Annotated in this window: 16 protein-coding genes; 11 read left to right on the top strand and 5 right to left on the bottom strand. The window is 67.7% G+C overall.

The features are described 5' to 3' along the window. Positions 1-206: 206 nt before the first annotated feature. Entirely contained in the window at positions 207-1970 is a 1764-nt protein-coding gene (locus tag BY998_RS06470) for a PQQ-dependent methanol/ethanol family dehydrogenase (RefSeq protein WP_110350801.1), read from the top strand. A 175-nt stretch (positions 1971-2145) separates the two neighbouring features. Here the strand turns inward: BY998_RS06470 and BY998_RS23915 are convergent, their stop codons facing one another. Beyond that, positions 2146-2496: a hypothetical protein gene (locus BY998_RS23915; RefSeq protein WP_146221751.1), complete on the bottom strand. Its 351-nt coding sequence runs from the start codon at positions 2494-2496 to the stop codon at positions 2146-2148. 409 nt (positions 2497-2905) lie between these two features. Between BY998_RS23915 and BY998_RS24240 the strand changes: the two genes are divergently transcribed. The 4 genes from BY998_RS24240 to BY998_RS06450 all read left to right on the top strand — a co-directional run bounded on the left by BY998_RS24240 (position 2906) and on the right by BY998_RS06450 (position 4452). Next, complete coding sequence (locus BY998_RS24240; RefSeq protein WP_181425444.1) at positions 2906-3118, top strand: hypothetical protein; 213 nt, start codon at positions 2906-2908, stop codon at positions 3116-3118. After that, the gene (locus BY998_RS06460; protein WP_110350965.1) at positions 3118-3315 is read left to right on the top strand and encodes a hypothetical protein; all 198 of its coding nucleotides are present in this window, start codon (positions 3118-3120) and stop codon (positions 3313-3315) included. Before BY998_RS24240 ends, BY998_RS06460 begins: the two co-directional genes overlap by 1 nt. Positions 3316-3492: 177 nt before the next feature. Then, on the top strand, positions 3493-3702 hold the full coding sequence (locus BY998_RS06455) for a hypothetical protein (protein ID WP_110350799.1): 210 nt from the start codon (positions 3493-3495) through the stop codon (positions 3700-3702). A gap of 522 nt (positions 3703-4224) precedes the next feature. After that, a complete protein-coding gene (locus tag BY998_RS06450; RefSeq protein ID WP_110350798.1) occupies positions 4225-4452 on the top strand; it encodes a hypothetical protein in 228 nt (75 codons plus the stop codon). Between the two features lie 72 nt (positions 4453-4524). On the opposite strand, the gene sucD is transcribed toward BY998_RS06450, so the two are convergent. The 4 genes from sucD to BY998_RS06430 are packed head-to-tail and all read right to left on the bottom strand — an operon-like array spanning position 4525 to position 9427. Continuing rightward, the gene (sucD, locus tag BY998_RS06445) at positions 4525-5430 is read right to left on the bottom strand and encodes a succinate--CoA ligase subunit alpha (protein WP_181425443.1); all 906 of its coding nucleotides are present in this window, start codon (positions 5428-5430) and stop codon (positions 4525-4527) included. Then, positions 5427-6581 (bottom strand): ATP-grasp domain-containing protein, encoded by a 1155-nt coding sequence (locus tag BY998_RS06440; RefSeq protein ID WP_110350797.1) that lies wholly within the window; start codon positions 6579-6581, stop codon positions 5427-5429. Before BY998_RS06440 ends, sucD begins: the two co-directional genes overlap by 4 nt. Next, the gene (locus BY998_RS06435) at positions 6578-8056 is read right to left on the bottom strand and encodes an aldehyde dehydrogenase family protein (protein WP_110350796.1); all 1479 of its coding nucleotides are present in this window, start codon (positions 8054-8056) and stop codon (positions 6578-6580) included. Before BY998_RS06435 ends, BY998_RS06440 begins: the two co-directional genes overlap by 4 nt. A 60-nt stretch (positions 8057-8116) precedes the next feature. Beyond that, positions 8117-9427: an MFS transporter gene (locus BY998_RS06430; RefSeq protein ID WP_110350795.1), complete on the bottom strand. Its 1311-nt coding sequence runs from the start codon at positions 9425-9427 to the stop codon at positions 8117-8119. Between the two features lie 532 nt (positions 9428-9959). Here BY998_RS06430 and BY998_RS06425 point away from each other — a divergent pair. The 6 genes from BY998_RS06425 (at position 9960) to BY998_RS06400 (ending at position 16680) form a co-directional block, all read left to right on the top strand. Beyond that, positions 9960-10163 carry a hypothetical protein gene (locus BY998_RS06425; RefSeq protein WP_110350963.1) on the top strand — a complete coding sequence of 68 codons (204 nt, stop codon included), beginning with the start codon at positions 9960-9962 and terminating at the stop codon, positions 10161-10163. Between the two features lie 307 nt (positions 10164-10470). After that, a complete protein-coding gene (locus BY998_RS06420; RefSeq protein WP_110350794.1) occupies positions 10471-12150 on the top strand; it encodes a GMC family oxidoreductase N-terminal domain-containing protein in 1680 nt (559 codons plus the stop codon). Continuing rightward, positions 12147-13526, top strand: coding sequence for an MFS transporter (locus BY998_RS06415; RefSeq protein ID WP_110350793.1), 1380 nt, complete (start codon positions 12147-12149; stop codon positions 13524-13526). The genes BY998_RS06420 and BY998_RS06415 overlap by 4 nt, the downstream gene beginning before the upstream one ends. A 94-nt stretch (positions 13527-13620) precedes the next feature. Further along, entirely contained in the window at positions 13621-14688 is a 1068-nt protein-coding gene (locus BY998_RS06410) for a putative sulfate exporter family transporter (protein WP_181425453.1), read from the top strand. Between the two features lie 170 nt (positions 14689-14858). Further along, a complete protein-coding gene (gene soxC / locus BY998_RS06405; RefSeq protein ID WP_110350791.1) occupies positions 14859-16157 on the top strand; it encodes a sulfite dehydrogenase in 1299 nt (432 codons plus the stop codon). Continuing rightward, entirely contained in the window at positions 16144-16680 is a 537-nt protein-coding gene (locus BY998_RS06400; RefSeq protein ID WP_110350790.1) for a cytochrome c, read from the top strand. Before soxC ends, BY998_RS06400 begins: the two co-directional genes overlap by 14 nt. The last annotated feature ends 12 nt before the right edge of the window (positions 16681-16692 follow it).

The raw sequence follows: 16692 nt of genomic DNA, 5'->3' as shown, positions 1-16692 counted from the left end.
ACGCCGCGAGGCGTGTGGGCCGGAAGACCAAGTCGCGAGCGCTCTGGACTGCTTTCGGGCAGCATTCGACCAAAGACGAATAAGACTTCTCTGAGAGACCCTCTAGGCTTCGGATCCAAGGGGCGTTCGGCCGACTCGATCGGGCAGCCGGCCCCGCGGGCAACGGAAACATCCGGGCCCGGCACGATCCACGGAGGACACGCCACATGAGAGTGCGGAACCAGTTCCTGACGGCGGTGGGGCTTTCCGCCCTCTGCCTCGGCTTCGCCCTGCCGGCCCTCGCCGAGGTGACCGAACAGGACATCCTCAACGACGCCAAGACCACCGACGACGTCGTCACCTACGGCCTCGGGCCGCAGGCCCAGCGCTTCAGCCCCCTGAAGGCGCTCAACCGCGACACCATCAAGGGCCTCGTCCCGGCCTGGTCGTTCTCCTTCGGCGGCGAGAAGCAGCGCGGCCAGGAGAGCCAGGCGCTGGTCAAGGACGGCGTGCTCTACGTCACCGGCTCCTACTCGCGGCTCTACGCCGTCGATGCGCGCACCGGCGAGAAGAAGTGGGAGTACAACGCCCGCCTTCCCGAGGGCATCCTGCCCTGCTGCGACGTGGTGAACCGCGGCGCCGCCCTCTACAAGGACAAGGTCTATTTCGGCACCCTCGACGCCAAGCTCGTCGCGCTCGACCAGAAGAGCGGCAAGGTGGTCTGGCGCAAGGACATCGACGACTTCAAGGCCGGCTACAGCTACACCGCCGCGCCGATCATCGTGAAGGGCAAGATCATCACGGGCGTGTCGGGCGGCGAGTTCGGCGTCGTCGGCCGGGTCGAGGCGCGCGATGCCGAGACCGGCGAGGTGGTGTGGAAGCGCCCCGTCATCGAGGGCCATGTGGGCGAGCTGAACGGCAAGCCCTCGACCATGACCGGCAAGGTGAACGAGACCTGGCCGGGCGACACCTGGAAGTTCGGCGGCGGCGCCACCTGGCTCGGCGGCACCTACGATCCCGAACTGAACCTGATCTATTTCGGCACCGGCAATCCCGGCCCGTGGAACTCGGCCCTGCGCCCAGGCGACAACAAGTGGTCGGCCTCGCGCCTCGCCCTCAACCCGGATAACGGCGAGATCGTCTGGGGCTTCCAGACCACGCCGCATGACGGCTGGGACTACGACGGCGTCAACGAGTTCGTGCCCTTCGACATGCAGAAGGACGGCAAGACCGTGAAGGCCGGCGCCACCGCCGATCGCAACGGCTTCTTCTACGTCCTCGACCGCACCAACGGGAAGTTCCTGTCGGCCACGCCGTTCGTGGCCAACATCAACTGGGCCAAGGGCATCGACGACAACGGACGCCCGATCTACGACGACGCCAACCGCCCCGGCGACCCGGCCAAGTCCGAGGACGGCAAGAAGGGCAAGTCCGTCTACGCGACCCCGGGCTTCCTCGGCGGCAAGAACTGGAACCCGATCGCCTACAGCCCCGACACCAAGCTGTTCTATGTTCCCGCCAACGAGTGGGGCATGGACATCTGGAACGAGCCGGTGAACTACAAGAAAGGCGCCGCCTATCTCGGTGCGGGCTTCACCATCAAGCCGACCTTCGACACCCATATCGGTTCGCTCAAGGCGATCGATCCGGCGACGAAAAAGGTGGTGTGGGAGTACAAGAACAAGGCCCCGCTCTGGGCCGGCGTGCTCACCACCGCGGGCAACCTCGTCTTCACCGGCACGCCGGAGGGCTTCCTCAAGGCCTTCGACGCGAAGACCGGCGAGGAAGTCTGGAAGTTCCAAGTCGGCACCGGCGTCGTCGCCTCGCCGATCACCTGGGAGCAGGACGGCGAGCAGTGGGTCGGCGTCGCGGCCGGCTGGGGCGGCGCGGTGCCGCTCTGGGGCGGCGAGGTCGCCAAGGCCACCACCGGCATCAACCAGGGCGGCAGCTTCTGGGCCTTCAAGCTGCCGAAGTCGCTGGCCTCGCGCTGAGGCGAAGAGGGGCGGGCGGCGGCTTCGGTCGCCGCCCGTTCTCTATCAGGACCTGCGAGCCCGCTGAGGGTCGGGCCGTGCCGGCCGTCGCCGTCTCGGCCGCTCAGGCCACCAAAGCCCGTTCCCTGCTTGTGACGATGACGCGAGGCGGCTTCCTATAGCCCGCCTGCGCGCTTCAGCATCCGGTGCAAATACCGCTCATCGTCCTTTTCATGCTCGCATCCCAGGCTGCATTGCGTCGCGCGATGAGTTTGTCCTGCTCGTTGCGTTTCTGATCCATGTCGGCAGTCCTTTGCCGACCTGCGACGTCCCCGTCATCCTTCCGTTCGACCGAGACCTTGGCTTTTGTGCCGGCTCGAGCTTTCGCTTTGACCGGCGCGTTCCCGATCTCGCGAGTGGGGATCGGATCGGAGGTGGTCGGCACGGCCGCGGATGGGTTGTCGGCAGGCTTTCCGGGTTCCGCGCAGACCGAGGCCGTGACGAGGCTGAGGCTCACGGCGAGGGCCGTGAAAAGGAGGCGGCTCATGACGGTACGAACCTATCTCTCGATTGAATGCCTCGATTAACTCCGAAAACCCAATCGATCGGGATCGTTCTCTCCGTACCAATTATTCAGGAGCCCCACTCACCAGAGTGGCAGGGTCGCCGAGATCGGCGGCCCCCAGATGGCTCACGCGTTCGCCGGTAGGATGAGGTCGGCGTCGGACGCCTCGGGCTTTCTCGATCTAGCCGCGTTACCTTCTCGGCGAACGCGCCACGTTTCAGCTGCGTCCGCATCGGCATCCGGACGTGCGCTCTCTTTGGACAGGCCTGAGGGGCACCAAGAAGAGAATTCCGACATCCGTCTATGCGTATAGCCATGCGCCACGGAGTAGCTGGAACGCGGCGCCAATCAGCGCTCAGTCGGTGACGGTTTCCTTCGAGACGCCGCGGCGGTGGGCGAACTCGGCTCGGCCGACGAAGGCATCGGGTTTCCGATCGGCCATGGCGAGCGTGACCCGTTATCCATCGCGTCACCCGGTTTCTTCGACCCTGGCGCTCGAAACGACCGGGGCCTCGACTGCCCGTCGATGTATGAGGGTGTCGGAGGCCGCGCCGATGAAGGTCGGTCCTGGCAACAGAAGGGCTGGCATGCGATATGGCGCTGATGACGAACGAAGTGCCGCACCCCTATTCGATCACGGTCGAGCCGCTGAAGAAGCCCGAAGGTCACTTCGGCTGGGCCCTCAGGAAGCACGGCAAGCTGGCCGAACGCTCCGACCGCGCCTTCACCAGCGAGGCCAAGGCGTTCGAGGCAGCCATGAAGGCGATCGAGCGCAACGAGACAGGGTTCGGGAGCCGGTAGCGACGGGCGTCATCCGCGCGGCGTCCAGAGCATAGCCCCTCGATCCGCTCCCTGCATCGAAGCGTCCTCGGCGACGGCGACCATGGCTGGGCTTCAAAGCGGGACCGCACCAGGAACCGGACCCGACGCTGACACTTGGCTCCTTGAGCCGGCGCGAGGTCGGCAGGGAGGTGTGCCATGTCGAGCGATACCGCCAAGCACCGCGAACTTCTACGCGCCCTGAAAGACGCTCAGGGCAAAGCCGACGGCTCCTTCGAACAGGCCGTGACATACGCCCTCGAACACGTGTTCGAGCACTTGGATCGGTTGAACTCTCACGTCTCTGTGGGCGGCCCCGAGGGAGAGGATCGTCCGCTCAAGCCCGACGAATCACCGACCCTGCGCTGAGCAGCGAGGGCGAAGCGCGCGTCTCACCTGGATCGAGACGCTTCGCCCTGACATCCGCCGTCTCGACGGTGCGGCACGATCCGCACCAGAGGCGGATGTTAGTCTCTTCGGTCTTGCACCACCAGCCTGAGGCTCCGCCAGGTGAATGCGGTCGAGGCCGAGTCCTGGTACGGCCGCGCTCTTCTCCGCGCTCGCCTTGCCGCTTCGACGCGATCCCGAATTTTCAACGAGATCCGCCAGGAGCTGACATTAGCGCCCTGCCCGAAACCGGAAACTCGGCTTCGCGCGCCATCCCGGGCGAGGCGGCCCGCTACGTATTCGAGAAGGCCCTCGTCGAGACGTGATTTTTTTAGGGGGGCGGCTGCGGAGCGGAACAAGGAGCCGCGGGGAGAAAAATTCTCCACCCAAACTCCGACTTGGAAGGACTCTCTCCGCCGCACTGCAAAAACGAAAAACGCGGCCATTGCGTTCGGGCTATGGTGAGCCGACATCCCGTTGCAGTTCCGAACCTTTCCGGTAGTCATGTCCCCCGTACAGTTCGACTCCTTCGGCGAGCCCATCCTGCCGGCGAGCGACAAGGAGCCCACCCCTGCCTCGCGGGCCGCCCTGCGCTCCGGCGTCGGCCTGTTCTGGGTGATGGTCGTCGCCATCGTCGCCGCGCGCGCGGCCTATTTCGACCCGGCCCTGACCGAGAAGTTCGCCAGCGTCGCCTCGCTGTTCGGTCAGCTCAGGACCGTCGTCGGGGTCTGAACCCGAACAGCCACGAGACAGCATCGAAGGCGCCGCGACGGCTCGCGGCGCCTTTTTCGTCGGCCGACGGCGTCAGGCCGGAAGCGCCCGGGCGGCCGGGTCCGACCGGCCCTGGCCAAGGCCGAGCAGGCCCGGAATCTCGGCCGGCGTGTCGGCGACAGAAACGCCCGCGGCTTCGAGCGCGCGGCGCTTGCCCTCGTAACTGCCGAAAGAGCCCGACACGATCGCGCCGGCATGGCCCATCTTCTTGCCAGGCGGCGAGGCGCGGCCGGCGATGAAGGACACGACCGGCTTCGACATTCCGGCCGCATAATCTGCGGCCGCCTCTTCCATCGCTCCGCCGATCTCGCCGACGAGCACGATCGCACGGGTGCGGGCATCCTCGTCGAGCGCCTGGAGCGCGTCGCGGGTCGTCGTGCCGATCATCGGGTCGCCCCCGATCCCGAGGAAGGCCGACTGGCCTAGGCCCGCGCGGGTGAGGTTGAGGCAGATCAGCGTCCCGAGGCTGCCCGAGCGCGAGATCACGCCGATCTCGCCCGGCTGGAAGATGTTCGAGTTGTGCCCCGGCATGATGCCGACGAACCCTTCGCCTGGCGTGACGATGCCGGCGGTGTTCGGCCCGACGATCCGGGTGCCGTGGCGCGAAGCCGCGTGGTGGATCGCCATCACGTCGCGGGCCGGGATGTGCTCCGTCAGGATCACGACGGTCCGCGCTCCGGCTTGAATCGCGTCGAGCGCTGCCTCGCGGGCCATGGCGGGGGGGATGAACATCACCGCCACATCGAACGGACTCTCGGCCATGGCGGCCTTGGCCGTGGCGTAGACCGGCACGCCGAGATGCCGCTCGCCCGCCCGCTTCGGATTGACGCCGGCCACGACCTGCGTGCCGCACTCCATCATCTTCTGCGTCCAGAAGGTGCCCTGCTTTCCCGTGATGCCCTGGACGAGCACGCGGGCGGATCGGCGATAGATGATCATCGGGCGGCTCCCCGGCTGGCTGCCGAATGCGCGGCGTCGACGGCGGCCTGCACCGCGTCCTCCATCAGGTCGAAGGGCTCGCAGCCGAGGCCTTCGCGCACGAGGCGCACCGCCTCGTCCTCTCCGGTCCCATGGATCGAGAAGAAGACCGGGATGTCCGGATCGAGCCGCTTCCAGGCGGCGACAACGCCTTCCGCCATCACGTCAGTGCGGGCGAACGCCCCGCAGAAGTTGACGACGAGGCTTTTGACGCCGGGATTGGACAGGACCAGCTTCAGCGCGGCCTCCGACTTGGTGTAGGCCTCGCCGCCGATCTCGAGGAAGTTCGCCGGGCGCCCGCCGCAATGGCTGATGACGTCCATGGTCGTCATCGTCAGCCCGGCGCCGTTGGCCAGCACGCCGACATCGCCGTCGAGCTGGATGAACTTGAGGCCGTTGGCGGCGCCTTCGCGCTCCAGGTCGGTCATCGGCTCTTCTGCCGCCTCGCCGGCCAGCTCGGCTTGGCGGAAGGCCGCGGAATCGTCGAGCGTCAGTTTGCAATCGAGGGCGACGACGCGGCCGTCGGCCAGCACCGCGAGCGGGTTGATCTCGATCAGCTCCGCATCGACCCGGCCGCTCGTTTCGTAGAGCGAGGCCACGATGTCGGCGACCGCGCCTTCCGCGCCCCCGAGGTCGAGGCCCGACAACAGCGCGCGGGCGGCCGTCGCGTCGAAGCCGGCTTCGGGCTCGACGCGGTGGCGGCGCAGCGCGTCGGGCTGGGTCGCGGCGACCTCCTCGATGTCCATCCCGCCTTCCGTGGAGAACAGAACCAGCGGGCACCGGCTTGCGGTGTCGATCAGCACCGCGGCGTAGAACTCGCGGACGATCCGGGCCTGCTCCTCCAAGAGCACCGCACCGACCGCGTGGCCGTCGATCGCCATGCCGAGGATGCGCTCGGCGACGCTGCGCGCCTCCTCCGCGGTGTTGGCCGGCTTGATGCCGCCGGCCTTGCCGCGTTTGCCGGTCGGCACCTGGGCCTTGACCATGCAGGGGCCGAGTTCGGCGAAGGCGGCGACCGCCTCCTCCGGGTTCCGGCACAGGACCGCGCGTGGGACAGGAATGCCGGCGGGGGCGAGAACCCGCGCCTTGGCGGCGTGCTCCAGAAAATTCATCGCGACGCCTCCCCACCGGCCGCGTAACCGATCCGCTGCCAGTGCGGCCCGAACAGTTCCTCCTCGCTCGGCTTGTCCTCGGGAATCGGCGTGACGAGGTGTGTGATGTTGAGCATGTGTCGGTAGCTGAGGTTCTCGGAGATCGAGTTCTTCTGCCAGGAGCCGCAGCCCATGCTGAGGGTGAAGCCGAGGCCGGAATTGAAGCCGCCGCCATTGCCGAAGGTGTGGGCGAAGTTCACCAGCACCCGCACGACTTCGAGGTCTTCCGCCAACTCGCGGGCGCGGTCCATGTCCTTCGTGTGCAGGCCGCAGGAATGGCCCTTGCCCTGGTGTTCGAGGATTTCGCGAACCCGTTCCTTAGCCGCCGCGAAGTCGCTTGCCCGGTAGACGGTGAGTACGAGGGCGAGCTTCTCGCCCGAGAGCGGATAGCTCTTGCCGACGCCCGTCTCCTCCACGAGGAAGAAGCTTTTCCCCCGGGCCTGCTCCGGCAACGCGAACGCGTCGGCCAGCACTGCCGCGTCGCGGGCGATGAGGTCGCGGTTGAGCTTGCCCTTGACCCAGAGGCGCTCGATCACGCGCTCCCGCTCCTGCGCCGTGCAGAGATAGGCGCCGGCCCGCTCCAGCGCGGCGAGTGCCGCGTCGTAGACCGAATCGACGATGACGACGGCGTTCTCCGACGAGCAGGAAGTGGAATTGTCGAAGATCTTCGAGTCGCGGATCCGCTCGGCCGCAGCATCGAGGTCGGCGGTCTCGTCGACGATCACCGGCACGTTGCCGGCGCCGACGCCGATGGCCGGCGTCCCGCTCGAATAGGCGCGGCGGACGTTGTCCTGCGAGCCCGTGACGACGATCAGATCGCAGGCCTTCATCAGCGCTTCGGTCGAATCCTTCGTCACCGGCGAGGGCAGGATCTGCACGAGGTCCTCGGGCAGTCCGATCTGCTTGAGTTCCGTGCGCATCAGGTCGACGATGCGGGCGGTGGTGCGGTAGCCCAGCGGCGACGGGGCGATGACGATGGCGTTGCGGCCCTTGACCGCCATCATCGCCTTGTTGACTGGGGTCGCGCCCGGATTGGTGGACGGCGTCACCGCGCCGATCACGCCCATCGGCTTGGCGTACTTGACGAGGCCCTTCGCCTCGTCGCGCTCGATCACGCCGACCGACGGCGCGCGAAGCAGGTCGCGCAGGGTGCCGAAGGTCTTGCGCTGCTTCTTGCGGATCTTGTCGGCGACGTTGCCGAGGCCGGTGTCCTGCACGGCGAGTTCGGCGAGTTCACGGGCGTGGTCCGGGTTGTAGAGCGACCACGCCAGCGCCCGCACGGCGGCGTCGGCGGTCTCCTGATCGACGTCGGCGAACGCCTTCTGTGCAGTTCTGGCCCGGAGCATGACGGCTTCGACGGAGTCCGGCCCCTCCGAAGGGGAGGCCGGTTCCGGCCGGCCGAGCGCCTCCGGGGCCTTGAGATTGACGACGGCCATCGCGGTGTCCTCTTGCGGCGATCGGATGGGAAGGATCGAAGGGGAAGCCAAGTCTCGCGGTCAGGCCTGCGGCCTGATCGCCGCCGGACCGGTCGCGACGGGCGGCCCCTCCTCGACCGCGTCGTCGAGGAACGGCTCGTCCGGCCGCATCCGCAGGGCGAGCACCGCGCCGAGCAGCAGCAGGCCCAGCGAGGCGACGAAGGGCAGATCCCACCGTCCGGTCGCGTCGATGACGGCGCCGAACACGACGGGCGAGATCATCCCGGCCAGCCCGAAACCGAAGTTCATGAAGCCGGAGGCGGTGCCGGAATGCTGGGGCGCGATGTCCATCGGCACGGCCCAGATCGGCGCGACGATCAACTCCGCGAAGAAGAAGGCGCCCGACAGGCACAGTGTGATCGTGACGAGTTCTGTCGCGAACAGCACCGGCAGCATGAACAGGAAGGCGCCGAGGAAGCCGACCACGATCACGCTCACCCGGGCCTTGGAGACGCTGCCGGTCTTCTTGAGGATGCGGTCGCTGACGACGCCGCCGACCGTGTCGCCGACCACGCCGGCAAAGAACACGCCCGAGGCGAAGATCGCCGACTTCTTGATGTCGAGTTGGTACTGGTGGAGGAAGTAGGACGGGATCCAGTTGAGGAACAGCCAAAGCGTCCAGCCGTAGCAGAAGTCGGTCATCGTCACCGGCAGCATGCGCTTGAGCAGGCGCCGCCACGGCACGGCCTTGCGCTCGCCCGCGATCTTCACCGTCGGCAGGACGGCGATCTCCTCCGGCGTCACGTGCTTGTGGTCGCGCGGATCGTCCCGAAAGTACCAGAACCAGAGCGCGACCCAGGCGAAGCTGATGATTCCGACGATGACGAACGAGTCGCGCCAGGACAGGGCAACGATCATGAATGCGATCAGCGGCGGCGTCAGCGCGTTGCCCAGGCGTGCGAAGGCATGGGTGATGCCCTGCGCGAAGCCGCGCCGGTCGGCGGCCATCCAGTTCGCCAGCGCCCGCGTCGCGGTCGGGAAGGCCGAGCCCTCGCCGACACCGAGGATGAAGCGGGCGATGACGAGCGAGACCGCTCCCTCGACGAAGCCGATCGCCACGGTGGCGGCCGACCAGATCGCGCCGCAGATCAGCAGCGTCATCCGCGGCCCGAGCCGATCGCCGAGCCAGCCGCCGGCGATCTGAAAGAATGCGTAAGGATAGGCGAAGGCCGAGAACGCGAGGCCGAGTTCGAAATTGCTGAGCCCAAGTTCCTTCTGCATCGCCGGTGCGGCGGTACCGATGTTGACCCGGTCGATATAGGTGACCAGATACATCAAGCAGATGATCAAAAGCACACGATCCGTGGCTTTGAAGCGGATAAGCCTCGACATTCCGGCCCTCCTGCTGCCTTCGGACGCCTTGCTTCGGCTGGGCGCAAGGCACGGCCGAAGAAGCATCCTGGCATGCGTTGAGCGTTTCCCATCGCCGAGACGGTGGGTCGTTCAGGGTCGTTGATTGCCCTGAATCGGTGTCGATCCATCGTCTCGACCTGATCCTAGCGAGCACTAGGGGATCGGAAAAATTCATTGTCTGCATCCGAAGCATGCAGAATATTGATCGATATCGATCCGGATTGCCCGGTTCCGCTCACGTGTACCGGTGTGGCGGTGGTCGAAACCGGTCGTATGACGATGACAGCAAAGGGGTCGGTCGCACCCTGCCGGCCATCAATCGCCAGCAGTAGAGTGGGCCCTCGCCGAACCGTTCCTTTCATAAAGACTGTCGCAGCCTGAAATTGAGGCGTGAAGGTGCGATGCTGTTTCGATCTGCGCATTCACGGCAGGGGTCGCATGAAGCGATCGCCGTTGCGCTGCAACACGCCGGGACGTAGATTATGTGCATTGCACCAATCAGCGTCCGATCATGCCGCCCGTCGAGCGTCTCCGCCAGATCCTGCCATTCGCCGCCGCTGTCTACCTCGCCGCCAGCGTGGCTCAATTGCAGCCGAACCACGCCGCACCGCGCGGCCCCACGGTCGAGGAGTTGGTCTCCGGACTGAAGTGGCACATGCTCGAAATGGCCAGGAACGAGCAGGCCGAGATGATCTTCGCGGCTTCGGACAACTGATCCATTTCAAAGAGATCCTTCGACGCTGGCTGGATACGGCCGCTGTCCGCGTCCCTCGGCCCTCCGTGCCATCGCTTCGGCTCCGCCGCGCAATGATGGCGTGTGTCCTTGGCGATCGACCAAGAACGGTATTCTCCGCTCCCCATCCTCGGACCGCCGGCGCCCCGCGCGGGGCCCATCCGATGCCGCATGGGTGATTGACACACCCAAGAATTCCTCATCTAATTGAACATAACGTTCCGTTTTATGAGATGTACCGCTCGAGACGGGCAAGACCTGAGGAAACGCAGTCGGCGAGGTGCAGGCGATGGTCGTCGCCCCCTACGACTTCATCATCATCGGCGGCGGGACGGCGGGCTGCGTACTCGCCAACCGCCTCTCGGCCGACGGCTGTCACCGCGTGCTGATGCTGGAGGCCGGCCCGCGCGACCGCTCGCCCTGGATTCATCTTCCCATCGGCTACGGGAAGACGATGTTCCACAAGACCCTGAACTGGGGCTTCTACACCGAGCCGGAGCCGACCATGGGGGATCGGCGCATCTACTGGCCGCGCGGCCGGACGCTGGGCGGCTCCTCCTCGATCAACGGCCTGATCTACGTGCGCGGGCAGCGCGAGGACTACGACCACTGGGCCGCGCTCGGCAACGACGGGTGGTCGTGGAAGGACGTGCTGCCGTACTTCATCCGCTCCGAGCACAACACCAAGGGTGCCGGGCCGGCCCATGGCGCCGACGGGCCGCTCTGGTGCTCCGACATCGGGCAGCGCCATGAGCTGATCGAAGCGATCATCGCGGGTGCCGGCGAACTCGGCGTGCCGCGCAGCGACGACTTCAACACCGGCGACCAGGAAGGCGTCGGCTATTACCAGCTCTTCACCCGCAACGGCCGGCGATGCAGCACCGCGGTCGCCTACCTGCGCCCGGCCCGCACGCGCCCGAACCTGCATGTCGAGACCGATGCGCAGGCGACCGGCCTGATCCTGGAGGGGCGCCGCGTCGTCGGCGTCCGGTATCGGCGTAACGGCCGGATGCAGGAGGCGCGCGCGGGCGCGGAGGTGATCCTCGCTGCGGGCGCGCTGCAGAGCCCGCAACTGCTGATGCTGTCGGGCATCGGGCCGCAGGAGGAACTGGCGCGCCACGGCATCCCGGTCGCCCACGCCTTGCCGGGCGTCGGCGCCAACCTTCAGGACCATCTCCAGATCCGTCTGATGTACCGGGTCGCCAAGCCGATCACCACCAACGACGAACTGCGCTCTCTGTGGGGCAAGGCCCGCATCGGGCTGCAATGGCTCCTGACCCGCAGCGGGCCGCTCGCGGTGGGGATCAACCAGGGCGGCCTGTTCACCCGCGTGATGCCCGGTCCCGGCACGCCGGACGTGCAGTTCCACTTCGCCACGCTCTCGGCCGACATGGCCGGGGGGGCGCCCCATCCCTGGTCCGGCTGCACCTTCTCGGTGTGCCAGCTGCGGCCGGAATCGCGCGGCAGCGTCACGCTTCGCAGCGCCGACCCGTTCGCGGCGCCGGTGATGCGGGCGAACTACCTCGCGACCGAGACCGACCGGCTTTGCACGGTCGAGGGCATCAAGTTCGCCCGCCGCCTCGCCGCGACCGGCCCCTTGCGCGATCTCCTCACCGAGGAGGTGAAGCCGGGCGCGGAGACGGAAGGAGACGCAGCGCTCCTCGCTTTCGCCCGCGCGTCCGGCGCTACGATCTTTCATCCCTCGGGCACCTGCCGGATGGGCACCGACCCGCTCGCCGTGACCGACGTGCGCCTGCGCGTCCACGGCGTCGGAGGCCTGCGCGTCGTCGATTGCTCGATCATGCCGACGCTCGTCTCCGGCAACACCAGCGCCCCCGTGGTGATGATCGCCGAGAAGGCCTCCGAGATGATCCTGTCGGACGCGCGGGCCGGATCGACCCCGATCTCCGTCGCCGCGCAGGGGCTTGGGACGTTCTCCGAGGCGGCACGCGAGGGAAGCCCGGTATGACGACGCGCCCGACGACACCCAAGGCGGGCGGCCTCGGCCGCGTCGTCACCGCCGCACTGATCGGCGCGACGATCGAGTGGTACGACTTCTTCCTCTACGGCGTCGTCGCCGGCATCGTCCTGAACAAGCTCTACTTCCCCGCCGACGATCCCCTCGTCTCGACGCTGCTGGCCTACGCGACCTTCGCGGTCGGCTTCGTCGCCCGGCCGCTCGGGGGCGTGATCTTCGGGCATTTCGGCGACCGGATCGGCCGCAAGAGCATGCTCGTCATCACGCTGATGCTGATGGGGGTCGCGACCTTCCTGATCGGCCTGGTGCCGACCTATGCGCAGATCGGCGCGGCCGCGCCGGTGCTCCTCCTCCTCCTGCGGATCGTCCAGGGCATCGGGCTCGGCGGCGAGTGGGGCGGAGCCGTGCTGATGGCCTTCGAGTACGCCCCGCCGCACAAGCGCGGCCTCTACGCCAGCATCCCGCAGATCGGGCTGGCACTCGGTCTCTGCCTCGCCTCGGGCGTCGTCGCGGGTCTCTCCTGGGGGCTCTCGGACGAGCAGTTCCTGACCTGGGGCTGGCGGCTCGCCTTCCTCCTGAGCGCGGTGCTCGTCGCGGTCGGCGCCTATATCCGTCTCAACGTGATGGAGACGCCGGAATTCTCCCGCGTGAAGGAGGCCAACCACGAGGCGGCGATCCCCTTCGTCTCGATGATCCGCGACTTTCCCGGCAACGTACTCGCCGGCATGGGCGCGCGCACCATCGACGGGGTGTTCTTCAACGTGTTCGCGGTGTTCTCGATCGGCTATCTCACCGGCACCGTGAAGATGCCGCGCACGGAAGCGCTGCTCGGCGTCACCGCCGCCGCACTCCTGCTCTGCCTCACCATTCCGATTGCCGGCTGGCTCTCCGACCGCCTCGGGCGCACCCGCGTCTATGCCTGGGGCTCGCTGCTGACCGGCTTCTCGGCCTTTCCGGCCTTCTGGGTGTTCCTCAATAGCGGCGGTGATACCGCGGCGGTCTGGCTCGCGCTGATCGTGCCGTTCGGCATCCTCTACGCCTCGGTCTACGGGCCGGAGGCGGCTCTGTTCTCGGAGTTGTTCCCGGCGCGGGTGCGCTACACCGGCATCTCCTTCGTCTACCAATTCTCCGGCATCTTCGCGAGCGGCTTGACCCCGATCGTCGCGACCGCGCTGCTGCAATACTCGGGCGCGGACCGGCCGTGGCTCGTCTGCGCCTACTGCGCCTTTGCCGGCCTCGTCAGCGCGGCCTCCGCGATGTGGATCGGCCGTCGGGCACGGGCGGCGGAGGGCCTGCCGGCCCAACCCTTGCCCGCCGCACCGATCGGCGCGGTGCGAAGGACGTTCCGCGATGCCGGCTCTACGTAGAAGATAGTTCTATTTCTCTCCCGCACGCGGATAAAGTTCTCTACGGAGGCGGTGTGAGGGCGACACCGGCATCCGGTGGCGAGGAGCGACGATGCTGCAGAAGAACCGCCTGATGAAGCCGCCCGAATCCCGCTCCCCGGTCGCCCGCCTGCGGGAGTTGGCGCCCGGCATCGCGCTCTGCGTCGCGGTCACGCTCGTCTCGATCGGCCTTCAGCATCTGGAGGAGGGCGCGTTCGAGCACCCCTATATCGAGGCGCTGGTCATCGCGATCCTGCTCGGCATGGCGATCCGCATCGTCTGGTCGCCGAGCCCACTTTGGCGCTCTGGTATCGCGTTCAGCGCCAAGCAACTCCTCGAAGTCGCCGTGATGCTGCTCGGCGCCTCGATCAGTTTCGCGGCGATCCTCGCCTCCGGGACGGTGCTTCTCGCGGCGATCGTCGCGACCGTGGTGGTGACGATGGCGGCGAGCTTCGCCATCTGCCGCCTGCTGGGGCTCGCGGTGCGGATCTCGATCCTGATCGCCTGCGGCAACGCGATCTGCGGCAACTCGGCCATCGCGGCGGTCGCGCCCGTCATTAATGCGAGCAGCGACGACGTCGCCTCCTCGATCTCCTTCACCGCGATCCTCGGCGTGCTGATGGTGCTCGGCCTGCCGCTACTGATCCCGCTCCTCGGCCTCGGCGCCGGCCAATACGGCATCCTCGCGGGGCTGACCGTCTACGCGGTGCCGCAGGTTCTCGCCGCCACCGTCCCGGCCGGACTCGTCGCCACCCAGATCGGCACGCTGGTCAAGCTCGTGCGCGTGCTGATGCTCGGCCCCGTCGTCGTCGGCCTCTCGCTGCTCGCTCCCCGGCTCAGCGGCGCCGCGCCCCAGGCCGGCCCACGCCGGTTCGATCCGTTCAAGCTGGTGCCGTGGTTCATCGTCGGCTTCCTCGTGCTGGCTGCCTGCCGCTCGCTCGGCCTCGTGCCCGATCTCGCGGTCGGACCGATCACCCGCGTCGCCGGGCTCCTCACCGTGGTGTCGATGGCCGCCCTCGGGCTCGGTGTCGATGTCCGGGTGATCGGGCGCGTCGGCGGGCGCGTCACCGCAGCGGTGACGCTCTCCCTCGTCCTGCTGCTGCTGATCAGCCTCGGGCTGATTCACCTGCTCCGGCTCGGCTGAAGCCCCGGCAAATCGAGACGGCGGGCCCGACACGAGGTCTGCTTGAAGGCGTAGGCCCACACAGTGGCGATCGCGAATGATCGGGCTGCGGCCTACTGCTCTCCGGCGAGAGCGAGGTACCATTGGGGCCGCGGGCGCCGCGGCGTCCGTCCGAGCGGCAGGAGGAGACGATGCGCGACGAAGCGGAACCGGGCGCGAACGGACGGACGGCGCGCTCGCGGCGGCAGATCCTGGCGGCGGGGACCGCCCTCGTCGGCGGCAGCCTCGCCGGAAGGGCGATGGCCGCCGAGACTGGTAGCGTTGACACGCCGCCCCAAGGACCGCCCCAAGGTCCGCCCGATGTGCCCCGCTGGATGAAGGAGCCGGGCGCCGATGTCGGAAGCGAGCCCTACGGCCAGCCCTCGCCCTACGAGAAGGACGTCATCCGCAACATTCCGAAGGGCGGCAAGCAATACACCTCGTCGGCCAGCCGCACGCCGTTGCAGGACCTCGACGGCATCATCACCCCGAACGGCCTGTTCTACGAGCGCCATCACGGCGGCATCCCGGCGATCGATCCGTCCGCGCACCGGCTGATGATCCACGGCCTAGTCGAGCGCCCCCTGCTGCTGACCATGGACGAGCTGCGCCGGTTTCCCACCGAGTCGCACATCTACTTCCTCGAATGCTCCGGCAATCCCGGCTTCGAGGTGATCAAGCAGGGCAGGACGGCTTCCGACCTCGTCGGCCTCGCCAGTTGCTGCGAGTGGACCGGCGTGCGGCTCAAGACGATCCTCGACGAGGTCGGCGTGAAGCCCGAGGCGCGCTGGGTCGTCGCGGAAGGGGCCGACGCCGCCGCGCTTACCCGCAGCGTCCCGCTCGAAAAGTGCCTGGACGACGCGCTCCTCGTCTTCAGCCAGAACGGCGAGCGGCTGCGCCCGCAGCAGGGCTATCCGGTGCGCCTGCTGCTGCCCGGCTTCGAGGGCAACATGAGCGTGAAATGGCTGCGCCGCCTCAACGTCGTGGCCGAACCCGCCTATTCCCGCGAGGAGACGGCCAAATACACCGACTCGATGCCCAACGGCACGGCGCGCCAGTTCACCTTCGTGATGGAGGCGAAATCGATCATCACCCGCCCCTCCGGCACGCAGAGGATCGCCAAGGGCTTCAACGAGATCACCGGGCTCGCCTGGAGCGGGCGCGGGCGCATCACCGGGGTCGAGGTGTCGGTCGATGGCGGCGCCACCTGGCAGGCGGCCCGGCTGCAGGAGCCGGTACTGAACCGGGCCTTCACCCGCTTCCGCCTGCCCTGGTCCTGGGACGGGCAGGCGGCGACGATCCTCAGCCGCGCCACCGACCAGACCGGCTACGTCCAGCCGAGCTTCGCCGACCTGACCGCGGTCCGTGGAATGAAGTCGTTCTACCACAACAACGCGATCGTCCCCTGGCGGATCGCCACCGACGGGGAGGTGTCGAATGGCTACGTCTAGGCTTCTCCGTCTCCTGTCGCTGCCCCTGGCGCTGCTCGCATCCTCGGCGCAAGCCGAGGGCCGCTTCGGCTTCGGGCGGGCGCCGAGTCCGGAAGAGATCGCGGGCTGGAACATCGACATCGACCGCGACGGCCGCAAGCTGCCGCCCGGTCGTGGCAGCGTCGCGCAGGGCAAGGCATTGTTCGAGGCACAATGCGCCGGATGCCACGGCACGAAGGGGGAGGGCGGCATCGGCGACCGGCTGGCCGGCGGCCAGGGCTCGCTGGCGACGCCGAAACCGGTCAAGACGGTCGGCAGCTTCTGGCCCTACGCGCCGACGCTCTACGACTACATCCACCGCGCCATGCCGATGAATGCGCCGCAATCGCTCAAACCCGACGAGGTCTACGCCCTAGTCGCCTACCTGCTCAACCTGAACGGCCTCGTGCCCGACGACGCGGTGATGGATGCCGCCACGCTTCCCAAGGTGACGATGCCCAACCGCGACGGGTTCGTGCCCGACCCCAGGCCCGACGCCCGCTGAAGAGGGCGCGGC

It is taken from the genome of Methylobacterium sp. B4 (genome assembly GCF_003201865.1).
Classification (GTDB): Bacteria; Pseudomonadota; Alphaproteobacteria; order Rhizobiales; family Beijerinckiaceae; genus Methylobacterium.
This window is presented reverse-complemented; position numbering and strand designations above follow the sequence as displayed.

Bases quoted from the DNA above. Each gene is read 5' to 3' on its own strand.
- soxC (WP_110350791.1), top strand. From the start codon at position 14,859: ATGCGCGACGAAGCGGAACCGGGCGCGAACGGACGGACGGCGCGCTCG.
- BY998_RS06450 (WP_110350798.1), top strand. From the start codon at position 4,225: ATGTCCCCCGTACAGTTCGACTCCTTCGGCGAGCCCATCCTGCCGGCG.
- BY998_RS06415 (WP_110350793.1), top strand. From the start codon at position 12,147: ATGACGACGCGCCCGACGACACCCAAGGCGGGCGGCCTCGGCCGCGTC.
- BY998_RS06455 (WP_110350799.1), top strand. From the start codon at position 3,493: ATGTCGAGCGATACCGCCAAGCACCGCGAACTTCTACGCGCCCTGAAA.
- BY998_RS06440 (WP_110350797.1), bottom strand. From the start codon at position 6,581: ATGAATTTTCTGGAGCACGCCGCCAAGGCGCGGGTTCTCGCCCCCGCC.
- BY998_RS23915 (WP_146221751.1), bottom strand. From the start codon at position 2,496: ATGAGCCGCCTCCTTTTCACGGCCCTCGCCGTGAGCCTCAGCCTCGTC.
- BY998_RS06460 (WP_110350965.1), top strand. From the start codon at position 3,118: ATGACGAACGAAGTGCCGCACCCCTATTCGATCACGGTCGAGCCGCTG.
- BY998_RS06430 (WP_110350795.1), bottom strand. From the start codon at position 9,427: ATGTCGAGGCTTATCCGCTTCAAAGCCACGGATCGTGTGCTTTTGATC.
- BY998_RS06400 (WP_110350790.1), top strand. From the start codon at position 16,144: ATGGCTACGTCTAGGCTTCTCCGTCTCCTGTCGCTGCCCCTGGCGCTG.
- BY998_RS06435 (WP_110350796.1), bottom strand. From the start codon at position 8,056: ATGGCCGTCGTCAATCTCAAGGCCCCGGAGGCGCTCGGCCGGCCGGAA.
- sucD (WP_181425443.1), bottom strand. From the start codon at position 5,430: ATGATCATCTATCGCCGATCCGCCCGCGTGCTCGTCCAGGGCATCACG.
- BY998_RS06425 (WP_110350963.1), top strand. From the start codon at position 9,960: ATGCCGCCCGTCGAGCGTCTCCGCCAGATCCTGCCATTCGCCGCCGCT.
- BY998_RS06420 (WP_110350794.1), top strand. From the start codon at position 10,471: ATGGTCGTCGCCCCCTACGACTTCATCATCATCGGCGGCGGGACGGCG.
- BY998_RS06470 (WP_110350801.1), top strand. From the start codon at position 207: ATGAGAGTGCGGAACCAGTTCCTGACGGCGGTGGGGCTTTCCGCCCTC.